Here is a 10,498-nt window from a genome sequence, read left to right as displayed (position 1 = left end):
GGCTTGCCCGCGATGCAGCCGCCGCGCATTCACTGACACCCCACCGACGCCATCGCAGGCAAGCCAGCTCCAACAGAACTCGCGCCAGCCTGTAGGAGCCGGGCTTGCCCGCGATGCAAACGCCGCGAACTCGCGATCATCCCACCGACGTCATCGCAGGCAAGCCAGCTCCAACAGAGCCCGCGCCAGCCTGTAGGAGCCGGGCTTGCCCGCGATGCAAACGCCGCGAACTCGCGATCATCCCACCGACGCCATCGCAGGCAAGCCAGCTCCAACAGAGCCCGCGCCAGCCTGTAGGAGCCGGGCTTGCCCGCGATGCAGCCGCCGCGCATTCACTGACACCCCACCGACGCCATCGCAGGCAAGCCATCTCCAACAGAGCCCGCGCCGGCTGTGGGAGCGGGTCTTGCCCGCGATGCAAACGCCGCTAACGCACTGACACCCCACCGAGGCCATCGCAGGCAAGCCAGCTCCAACAGAGCCTGCGCCAGCCTGTAGGAGCCGGGCTTGCCCGCGATACAAACGCCGCGAATTCGCGATCACTCCACCGACGTCATCGCAGGCAAGCCAGCTCCAACAGAACTCGCGCCGGCTGTGGGAGCGGGTCTTGCCCGCGATGCAAACGCCGCGAACTCGCGATCACCCCACCGACGTCATCGCAGGCAAGCCAGCTCCAACAAAGAGCGGGCAGCCTGTGGCAGGCTTGCCTGCGATAGCGCCTGAAGACATGAAATTGCTGGCAGATAACCTGTTCTAGGAAATATCCTACGAACGCTGTCGGCACCCATTGGCTTGTCTTGGAAATGTTGCCCACCTACGCTGCCCGTGTCGCTGACAACTCGGCGAACGGGCGTGGAAACCCGGGCAAGTATCAGGTGTCGCTTTATGGCGGCTGTGCGCGGGAGACCTTCGGGTCTGCCGGGGTTACCTGATGCATCCGGTTTTCCACCCCGCGTACAGCTGCCACCTCTTCGTGTGGAAACGGAAGGTTGCAGCCACACCTGCATCAGGAGCTTTCCATGAAGAAAATCGTTCCAGATCCACCCCACGAAACCCTTGCCCCAACTGCCAGCACGCTCTTCGGCCTCTGTGGTGCCGGCCACGACCCTATGTTTCTCGTGCGCCCCGGTATCGAACCCCATGACGCGCTGGTGCATGTCTCTCTGTTCTTGCGCGGCGCCTACGACACGGCCCATCAGGCCAGCGACACCGCCGACGAGTCGGCCAAGGGCTTTCTCTGGTCCACGATGCATTCGGTAGAAATGGCCAAGGGCCTGGTCGACGCCTTGCTCGACGGGATCGAGGCGCGCGCCCTGAGCGAACGCTCAGGCTGAAAACACCCGACCACTGGCGGTCAGTCAGCACGGAACAATCCTGAGGCAGGCCAGTCAAATGACCGTTTCCCGCCGTTAAGGCTCAAGAGGTCATTTGATGAAGCGCTTTGCCCTGGTAACCCTGATGACCCTGGCCGCCAGCCCGGTCTTTGCCTTTAACCTCAGCGATGCCGCCAATGCCGTCTCGGCCATGCAAGGCACAGACAGCGAAGGCCCTGCCGTCATTGCTGCGCCAGCGTCGGCGAACCTGCTCAACACCCTGGGCAGCCAGTTGAACATCACTCCTGAACAAGCCGTGGGTGGCACGGGCGCGTTGCTTGGCCTGGCGAAGAACCAGTTGAGTGGTGACGAGTTCTCGCAGCTGACCCAAGCGGTCCCGGGGCTCAACCTGCTCACCGGTGACAACGCGCTGGGTGGCTTGAATGGTTTGATCGCGCTGATGGGCAAGAGCGACGGCCAGCAATCGGCGCTGAGCAATGCCTTGGGCAATGTGAAAGACACCAACGACCTGAACAACGCCTTCAGTCTGCTGGGCATGGACACCGGCCTGATCGGCCAGTTTGCCCCGCTGTTGCTGCAGTTCCTTGGCCAGCAAGGCGTGGCCAATTCGCTGTTGCAGAACCTGGGCACCATCTGGGGTAGCCAGACGGCACTGCCTTCAGCCTGACCGGCGGGCGCGGTTTGCGCGTGAGGGGGGCTGTGGTAGCCTCCCGAGCCGTTTTACAAGGATAGGTAACTGCAATGTTCATGGATGCTCTGAAGATGTCCTTGCCGGCTGAGGCCGTGCTCGGTTTCGTCGTCTACATGGGTGGCGCCGCTGCGCTGTTCGCGCTCTATGCGCTGATCTATACCCGTCTTACGCCCTATAACGAACTGCGCCTGATTCGCGAAGGCAACACGCCTGCCGCTGTTGCCCTGGCCGGTGCGCTGGTTGGCTTTGCCATTCCGGTGGCCAGTGCTGTCTCTCATTCCATTTCGCTGCTGGACTTCCTGCTCTGGGCGGTGATCGCGGCGGTGGTGCAACTGTTGGCATTCGTGGTGGTGAACCGCTATGTCAAAGGCATGGCCGAGCGCATCGCCCGTCAGGAGATGGCCTCGGCCATCCTGTTGGCTGCGGTCTCGATCAGTATCGGGTTGCTCAATGCTGCCTGCATGACACCCGCCGCCTGATCAGGGAGCACCGCGATGAAACGCAGTAAACGAGTACGGCTGATTGCGCTGGGCAGTCTGCCGCTGGTGCTGTCTGCCTGTGGTGAACGACCGACCCGCGTGGTCAGCGAGGTGAAGCGCTTTCAGGACGTCGACCATTGCGCCATGGCCGGGATCAACCGTCAGGTCTGTCTGCAGGCCTGGTTGGGTGCGCAACAGCACCATTACGCCAATGCGCCGCGCTTCGTGAGCCTTGAGGCTTGCGAGGAGGTTTTCCAGGAATGCGATACGCGCAACTTTACCGGCAATTTCGTGCCACGGATGGAAGGGTTCGCCTTGACCGTCGACCGGCAGGTGTATGCCGATGGTAATGACGACACCTCAGGAGCCTGGTCGACGTCGACGGGCGGCACCCGGTTCTACGACTACACCGACACCGAGCCGCATTATTCCACTGAGGCGATCTACCACGAGCGTGATGGCCGCAATGCGTTCAAGGTTACCTCGTTGACCGAGCAGGTCGCGGCAGGCAACCAGTACGCCGGGCTTGATCCGAACCACCCGACGTCGACGCCCTTCAGTTCCTTGCCGCATGCGCTGGACGGTACTCACCCTGCGACGGTGCCGGCTGGCAGCGCGCTGCACCCGACAGCATTGGCGCAATCGCCCCGGCCATTCGCCATCGGCAGTCACAATGGCTTTGTATCGCGTGCCTCGGCGCGTGGTGGCTTTAGCTCCTGAGGTGCGCAGATGAAACGTATAGCGGTTGCCCCGCGCCCGGGCTGGAAAGCCACCGCCGAGCATTTTGGTTTCAACTTCCATACCTTCGATGGCGAACCGTATTGGGATGAAAGCGCCTATTACCAGTTCAGCCTGCGGCAGATCGAGGATGACCTGGAGGAGCCGACCCGCGTGCTGCATGAGCTGTGCATGGCGCTGGTGGCCGAGGTGGTGGAGAGCGACGTATTGCTTGACCGCCTGGCGATCCCGACGGCCTACCATGAGCTGATTCGCCGTTCCTGGCGTGACGGGCACCCGCATTTCTACGGGCGCATGGACCTCTGCTATGACGGTTCTGGCCCGGCCAAATTGCTGGAGGCCAACTACGACACGCCCACCTCGTTGTACGAAGCGAGTTTCTTCCAGTACCTCTGGTTGGAAGAGCAGATGCGCCGTGGTGTGTTGCCGGGCGATGCCGACCAATTCAACAGCCTGGAAGAGAAGCTGACCCAGGTCATGACGGCCAACCGCTTTGCTACACCGTTCTATTTCGCTTCGGTGAAGGGTTCGGTGGAAGACCGTGGCACGGTGGAATACCTGCGCGACATCGCCGCGGGTGCCGGGCTCGATGCGCGCCTGGTCGACATGGAAGACATCGGCCTGAGCCGGGGCGGGCAGTTTGTCGACCCGGTCGGTGCGCCGATTCCAAGCCTGTTCAAGCTCTACCCTTGGGAAGAGATCTTCAACGACCCGTTCGGCCCGGCGATTGCTGGCAGCGGCACCTTGTTCGTTGAGCCGCCCTGGAAAGCGATCCTCTCCAACAAGGGCATGCTGGCGTTGCTCTGGGAGCGTCACGAGGGTCATCCGAACCTGTTGCCGGCATTTATCGAGCCGACACCGGCCCAGCCCCTGGAAAAGGGCTGGGTGCGCAAACCGTTTTTTTCCCGTGAGGGGGCGAACGTTGAGATTCATACCGGCCAGGGGCAGCGTATCGTCGAAGACGGCCCTTACGGCGGCGGGCCAAGCATCATCCAGCAGTTCCAGGCGTTGCCACGCTTTGGCGACAACTACACGGTAATCGGCAGCTGGATGGTCGGTGATCTACCGGCCGGTATCGGTATTCGCGAGGACAATTCGCTGATCACCAAGGACAGTAGCCGCTTTCTGCCCCATGCGATTATCGGTTGAATCAGCGCAGCTCGGCGCGCAGGGCCTCGATGCGGGCGTCCTTGTCGTGCCAGAGCTGGTTGACCCAGTCCTGAACCGTCTGGCGGAACGCCGGGTCGCTCTCGTAGTCGCCAGCCCACAGGGCCGGGTCGAGTTCGCGCACCTGGATATCAATGATCACCTTGGGCACTGAACCGCTAAGCAGGTCCCAGAAACCTGGCGCTTTGTCACCGGGGTAGACCAGCGTGACGTCGAGCAGGGCGTCGAGTTGCTCGCCCAGTGCAGCCAGCACGAACGCAACACCACCGGCCTTGGGCTTGAGCAAGTGGCGGTAGGGGGAGTGCTGTTCGAGGCGCTTGGCCTCGCTGAAACGGGTGCCTTCCAGGTAATTGACCACGGTGACCGGCTGGCGCTTGAACAGCTCGCAGGCGGCCTTGGTGATTTCCAGGTCATGCCCCTTGAGGTGCGGGTGCTTGGCGAGAAACGCCTTGCTGTAGCGCTTCATGAACGGGTAGTCCAGCGCCCACCAGGCCAGGCCCAGCAGTGGCACCCAGATCAGTTCCTTCTTCAGGAAGAACTTGAAGAACGGAATGCGCCGGTTCAAGGCCTGGATCAACGCCGGAATATCGACCCAGGTTTGATGGTTGCTGACGGCCAGGTACGAGGTGTCCAGGCGCAGTTCGGCGGCACCTCGCACGTCCCATTGGGTAGGGATGCACAGCGCGAAGATCAGTTTGTCGATTTCGGCCCAGGTTTCGGCAATCCACTTCACCGCCGTGGAGGCGTAGTCGCGGTAGTGGCCGGGGAGCACCAGCTTGAGCAGGGCAAATACGGTGAGCGGGCCAATCAGTACCAGGGTGTTGAGCAATAGCAGCAAGGTCACGAGACTGCCGGTCAGCAGGCGGCGCATAAAGAACTCTTATTCTTGGGTAAGCGGTCGGTAATGATAAGCAGCGGTGCGGTTTACGCCAAATATGGCGGCCCCCCTTGGCAGACAAATGTTTCACATTGTCTTTAATACCCTGTGACACCGAACCTATGCTGCCTCTGTAGTCTAATCACTGTCTTTTCTCAAGGAAGCCAACCCGGTGAAACCCTTACTCGCATTGCTTTCCCTGTTGGCCCTGCCGGTGATGGCCGCCGAGCCGACCCTGTATGGCCGTTATGAATACATCGCCTTGCCGGAAATCGGCGAAACCCTCAAGGCCAAGATGGACACCGGGGCATTGACGGCGTCGTTGTCGGCCAAGGACATCGAGCGTTTCCAGCGCGACGGTGAGGATTGGGTGCGTTTCCGCCTGGCCACCAAGGATTCAGACGGTAAGGTCTACGAGCACAAGCTGGCGCGTATCAGCAAGATCAAGAACCGCGCGGAAGAAGAGGACGACGGTGGCGAAGGCGCCGATGTGACCAAGCGTCCGGTGATCGACCTCGAGGTGTGCCTTGGCGATACCAAACGCACCGTTGAAGTGAACCTGGCCGACCGCAGCAGCTTCAACTACCCACTGCTGATCGGCGCCAAGGCCCTGCGCGAGCTTGGCGCGGCCGTGAACCCGGCGCGACGCTTCACGGCGGGCAAGCCGGCATGCTGATGGTCTAGCCTTGTACAGGTCCGCCTTGCCGACGATAGGGGCGCCGGGTTAATGGCTGACACCACCGCGACCCTATCGCCGGCAACGCTGGCCTTTGTGGAGGTATAGAGTTTCCGGGCCTTGTCAGCCACACCTGAATCTCTTACAAGTGGCGACCGATTACCGCCAGGCCTGGATGCCATGCCCCATATCTTGATTGTCGAAGACGAAGCGGCCATTGCCGATACCCTGATCTACGCCCTGCAGGGCGAAGGCCACAGCACTGAGTGGGTGACGCTGGGCAACGCGGCACTGGAGCAGCAGCGTCTGCGTCCGGCTGATCTGGTGATTCTCGATATCGGCTTGCCGGATATCAGTGGCTTTGAAACCTGCCGTCAGTTACGTCGCTTCAGCGAGGTGCCGGTGATGTTCCTCAGTGCCCGTGACGGTGAGATCGACCGCGTGGTGGGCCTGGAGATCGGTGCCGACGATTATGTGGTCAAACCCTTCAGCCCGCGTGAAGTCGCGGCCCGGGTTCGGGCGATTCTCAAGCGCATGGCGCCGCGTACCGAGGCGTTGGGCAGCCTTGAGCCCTTTGTGCTCGACACTGTGCGTATGCAGATCAATTACCGTGGTCAGCCGTTGGGCCTGACCCGGCACGAGTTTCGTCTGTTGCAGTGCCTGCTGGAGCAACCGGAGCGGGTGTTCAGCCGTGAGCAGTTGCTCGATGCGGTCGGGGTGCCGGCCGATGCCGGGTATGAGCGCAGTATCGACACCCATATCAAGAGCGTGCGCGCCAAGCTGCGTCAGGTGGCCGGCGAGACAGAGCCCATCCAGACCCACCGCGGGCTGGGCTACAGCTATAGCCCGAGCCATAGCTGATGCGCCTGGGGATACGGATTTTTCTGGTCTACTTCCTGTTTGTCGGCCTGACGGGCTACTTTCTGATCAACACCGTGCGCGAGGAAATTCGCCCTGGTGTGCGTCAGTCTGCCGAGGAAACCCTGGTGGACACCGCCAACCTGCTGGCCGAGATCCTGCGCGCGGACGTCAAGGCCGGCACCTTGGGCCAGAGCCAGCTGCCGCAGGTGCTCCAGGCCTATGGCCAGCGGCAGCCGCGAGCGCAGATCTGGGGGTTGCCCAAGACGGAGGTCAACCACCGCATCTACGTGACCGATGCCAAGGGTATCGTTCTGCTTGATTCCAGCGACCTGGCAGTGGGCCAGGACTACTCGCGCTGGAACGACGTCTACCTGACCCTGCGTGGGCAGTACGGCGCCCGCTCGACCCGCAGCGACCCTGACGATCCGGCGTCCTCGGTGATGCATGTCGGTGCGCCGATTCTGGATAACGGCACGATCATCGGTGTCGTCACGGTGGCCAAGCCCAACAGCTCGCTGCAGCCCTATATCGACCGCTCCGAACGCCGTTTGCTGTACCTCGGTGTCGGTTTGATCGCCCTCGGGTTGCTGGTGGGGGCCGGGTTGTCCTGGTGGTTGGCGACCTCATTGCGGCGCCTGACCCGTTATGCCCTGGCAGTCAGCGAGGGCGAGCGTGCGGAACTGCCACATTACCGTGGTGGCGAGTTGGCACAGTTGGCCGGGGCTGTGGAGCGGATGCGTACCCAGCTTGAAGGCAAAGCCTATGTCGAGCGCTATGTGCACACCCTGACCCATGAGCTGAAAAGCCCGCTGGCGGCCATTCGCGGTGCCAGCGAGTTGCTTCAGGGGCCAATGCCGGAGGCCCAGCGGCAACGCTTTGCCGGCAACATAGAAAGCGAAAGCGCGCGGATGCAGCAACTGATCGAGCGCCTGCTCAACCTCGCGCAGGTGGAGCAGTTGCAGAGCCTTGATGCGCAAGAGTGGGTGCCACTGGCGCAGATGGTCGACGACCTGTTGCTGGCCCACAGTGCCCGTATCGAAAGTGCCGGCCTGCAGGTGCGGCAGCGTTTGCCGCATGAACTCCAGCTGCTCTGCGAGCCGTTCCTGATGCACCAGGCGATTGCCAACCTGCTGGATAACGCGCTGGACTTCACCCCTCCAGACGGGATGCTGCTGTTCGAGCTGGAACGGGACGGGCAGCGTGTTGCGCTGAGCCTGTTCAACCAGGGCGAGGCGATTCCCGACTATGCGCTGGGGCGGCTCAGTGAACGCTTCTACTCCTTGCCGCGCCCGCGTACAGGGCGCAAGAGCACCGGGCTTGGGCTGAACTTTGTCGAAGAAGTGCTGCAACTGCACGGCGGTTCGCTGGACGTCGGCAATGTCGAGGGTGGTGTGCGGGTTCGCCTGTGGCTACCGGCCAACCGATTCAACTGAGGCTTCACCGCATCTACACAAAGTCTCCATATTCGCTCCCTCAAGGCTCCATAACGCTGACACACACTCTGTGGCATCGAAACCGGAGCCTTGAGCATGAACCGAAACCTAAGCCTGAAACTGGGCGCTATCGCCTTTTTGATTGTGTTGTTGCTGGTACCGTTGCTGATGATTGGTGGGCTGATCCAGGAGCGCCAGTCGCTGCGCGACGGCGTGGTGCAGGACATCGCCCAGAGCTCCAGCTTCAGCCAGACGCTCAGCGGCCCATTGCTGGTGGTGCCGTACCGCAAGATTGAGCGGCAGTGGAAAACCCCGGAAGGGGGTGGCGCACTCTATCAGGACGTGAAAACGGTCAACGGCCACTTGTATTTCCTGCCGGAGACCTTCGACCTGAACGCCAGGATCGACACTGAGCTGCGTTCACGCGGCATCTACGAAGCGCGCCTGTACCACGCCGAGAACAGCATCAACGGCCAGTTCCAGATTCCGGTGAAGCTGGGGTTAGGCAATGATTTCGAGGACTACACCTTCGATGCGCCGTTCCTGGCGGTGGCGATCAGCGACATCCGCGGCATCGAGAAAGGCCTGAAGCTGGACCTGAACGGCCAGTCGATGGATTTCCAGCCGGGCACGGGCCTGAGCTGGTTGGGTGCCGGGGTGCATGTGGCACTGCCCGCGCTGGACAGCCGCAACGAGACCGTTCTGGATTACGCCTTTGATGTGAGCCTGCAAGGTACCGGGAAACTGCAAGTGTTGCCGGTGGGGCGTAGCAGCAATGTGACCATTGCGGCCAACTGGCCGCACCCCAGTTTTGTCGGTAACTACCTGCCGAGCAGTCGCCTGATCGACAGCCAGAGCTTCACTGCCAATTGGAAGACCTCGTTCTTCTCCACCAACATGGAAGACGCCTTGAGCCAGTGCGTGAACAACGAGTCTTGCCTGGAGTTCAAGGAACGCGCCTTTGGCGTGAGCTTTATCGACCCGGTGGATCAGTACCTCAAGAGTGAGCGGGCGATCAAATATGCGTTGTTGTTCATTGCCCTGACCTTTGCCGGCTTCTTCCTCTTCGAAGTGTTGAAAAGCCTCAGTGTTCACCCGATCCAGTACTTGCTGGTGGGTGTTGCCCTGGCGTTTTTCTACCTGCTGTTGCTGTCGCTGTCCGAGCACGTGGGCTTCGGCCCGGCCTATGCGATTTCGGCCAGTGCTTGCGTGTTGCTGATTGGTTTCTACCTGAGTCATGTGTTGCACAGCCTGGGCCGAGCGCTGAGCTTCAGCGGTGGCCTGGCGGTACTGTACGGCATGCTCTATGGCTTGCTCAGCGCTGAGGACTACGCCTTGCTGATGGGATCGTTGCTGCTGTTCGGCTTGCTGGGTGTATTCATGATCCTGACTCGGCGTCTGGACTGGTACCGGGTAGGGCAGGGCAAGCTGCAATGAGCGGTTTACGCGAGGAGCGTTGTGCAGGGGCGGCGCTGGCGATAAATATCGCCAGGCTGTTCAGCCCTTGTTGGAGCTGGCTTGCCTGCGATGGCGTCGGTGGGGTGCCCGTGAGTTCGCGGTGTTTGCATCGCGGGCAAGCCCGGCTCCTACAGGCTGGCGCGGGATCTGTTGGAGCAGGCTTGCCTGCGATGGGATCGGTGGGGGGCCAGTGAGTTCGCGGTGTTTGCATCGCGGGCAAGCCCGGCTCCTACAGCTTTGCGCCGGCTCTGTTGGAGCTGGCTTGCCTGCGATGGCGTCGGTGGGGTGTCCGTGGGTTCGCGGTGTCTGCATCGCGGGCAAGCCCGGCTCCTACAACTTGCGCGGGCTCTGTTGGAGCTGGCTTGCCTGCGATGGCTTCGGCGGGGTGACCGTGAGTTCGCGGTGTTTGCATCGCGGGCAAGCCCGGCTCCTACAGCTTTGCGCGGGCTTTGTTGGAGCTGGCTTGCCTGCGATGGCGTCGGTGGGGTGACCGTGAGTTCGCGGTGTCTGCATCGCGGGCAAGCCCGGCTCCTACAGCGTGCGCGGGCTTTGTTGGAGCTGGCTTGCCTGCGATGGCTTCGGCAGGGTGTCAGTGGGTTCGCGGTGGCTGCATCGCGGGCAAGACCCGCTCCTACAGCTTTGCGCGGTCTTTGTTGGAGCTGGCTTGCCTGCGATGGCTTCGGTGGGGTGCCAGTGAGTGCGCGGTGTTTGCATCGCGGGCAAGCCCCGCTCCTATAGCTTTGCGCGGTCTTTGTTGGAGCTGGCTTGCCTGCGATGGCGGCGC

10 protein-coding genes are annotated in these 10,498 nt (G+C 61.9%); 9 read left to right on the top strand and 1 reads right to left on the bottom strand.

Features of this window, described 5'->3' with window-relative positions:
• Nucleotides 1-1,019: 1,019 nt before the first annotated feature.
• The 5 genes from EKA13_RS14725 (at nt 1,020) to EKA13_RS14705 (ending at nt 4,391) form a co-directional block, all read left to right on the top strand.
• Nucleotides 1,020-1,334 (top strand): DUF3077 domain-containing protein, encoded by a 315-nt coding sequence (locus EKA13_RS14725; protein WP_065760141.1) that lies wholly within the window; start codon nt 1,020-1,022, stop codon nt 1,332-1,334.
• A 97-nt stretch (nt 1,335-1,431) separates the two neighbouring features.
• Entirely contained in the window at nt 1,432-2,001 is a 570-nt protein-coding gene (locus EKA13_RS14720; protein WP_065760140.1) for a DUF2780 domain-containing protein, read from the top strand.
• 74 nt (nt 2,002-2,075) lie between these two features.
• Complete coding sequence (locus EKA13_RS14715) at nt 2,076-2,504, top strand: DUF350 domain-containing protein (protein ID WP_065760139.1); 429 nt, start codon at nt 2,076-2,078, stop codon at nt 2,502-2,504.
• Between the two features lie 15 nt (nt 2,505-2,519).
• A complete protein-coding gene (locus tag EKA13_RS14710) occupies nt 2,520-3,224 on the top strand; it encodes a DUF1190 domain-containing protein (protein ID WP_065760138.1) in 705 nt (234 codons plus the stop codon).
• Nucleotides 3,225-3,233: 9 nt separating this feature from the next.
• On the top strand, nt 3,234-4,391 hold the full coding sequence (locus EKA13_RS14705) for a glutathionylspermidine synthase family protein (protein WP_065760137.1): 1,158 nt from the start codon (nt 3,234-3,236) through the stop codon (nt 4,389-4,391).
• Nucleotide 4,392: 1 nt separating this feature from the next.
• Here the strand turns inward: EKA13_RS14705 and EKA13_RS14700 are convergent, their stop codons facing one another.
• Nucleotides 4,393-5,280: an acyltransferase gene (locus EKA13_RS14700; protein WP_065760136.1), complete on the bottom strand. Its 888-nt coding sequence runs from the start codon at nt 5,278-5,280 to the stop codon at nt 4,393-4,395.
• Between the two features lie 178 nt (nt 5,281-5,458).
• Here EKA13_RS14700 and rloA2 point away from each other — a divergent pair, with 178 nt between their 5' ends.
• The 4 genes from rloA2 to creD all read left to right on the top strand — a co-directional run bounded on the left by rloA2 (nt 5,459) and on the right by creD (nt 9,693).
• The gene (gene rloA2, locus EKA13_RS14695) at nt 5,459-5,962 is read left to right on the top strand and encodes a retropepsin-like aspartic peptidase RloA2 (RefSeq protein ID WP_065760135.1); all 504 of its coding nucleotides are present in this window, start codon (nt 5,459-5,461) and stop codon (nt 5,960-5,962) included.
• Nucleotides 5,963-6,142: 180 nt separating this feature from the next.
• Nucleotides 6,143-6,823, top strand: a complete 681-nt coding sequence (creB, locus tag EKA13_RS14690) for a two-component system response regulator CreB (protein ID WP_065760134.1) — start codon at nt 6,143-6,145, stop codon at nt 6,821-6,823.
• Nucleotides 6,823-8,256, top strand: coding sequence for a two-component system sensor histidine kinase CreC (creC, locus tag EKA13_RS14685; protein WP_065760133.1), 1,434 nt, complete (start codon nt 6,823-6,825; stop codon nt 8,254-8,256). The genes creB and creC overlap by 1 nt, the downstream gene beginning before the upstream one ends.
• Before the next feature lie 96 nt (nt 8,257-8,352).
• Entirely contained in the window at nt 8,353-9,693 is a 1,341-nt protein-coding gene (gene creD / locus EKA13_RS14680; RefSeq protein ID WP_065760132.1) for a cell envelope integrity protein CreD, read from the top strand.
• The last annotated feature ends 805 nt before the right edge of the window (nt 9,694-10,498 follow it).

Source organism: Pseudomonas defluvii (genome assembly GCF_001695625.1).
Taxonomy (GTDB): Bacteria; Pseudomonadota; Gammaproteobacteria; order Pseudomonadales; family Pseudomonadaceae; genus Aquipseudomonas; species Aquipseudomonas defluvii.
The sequence above is the reverse complement of the archived record's forward strand: the minus strand, read 5'-3'. Positions and strand labels throughout refer to the sequence as shown.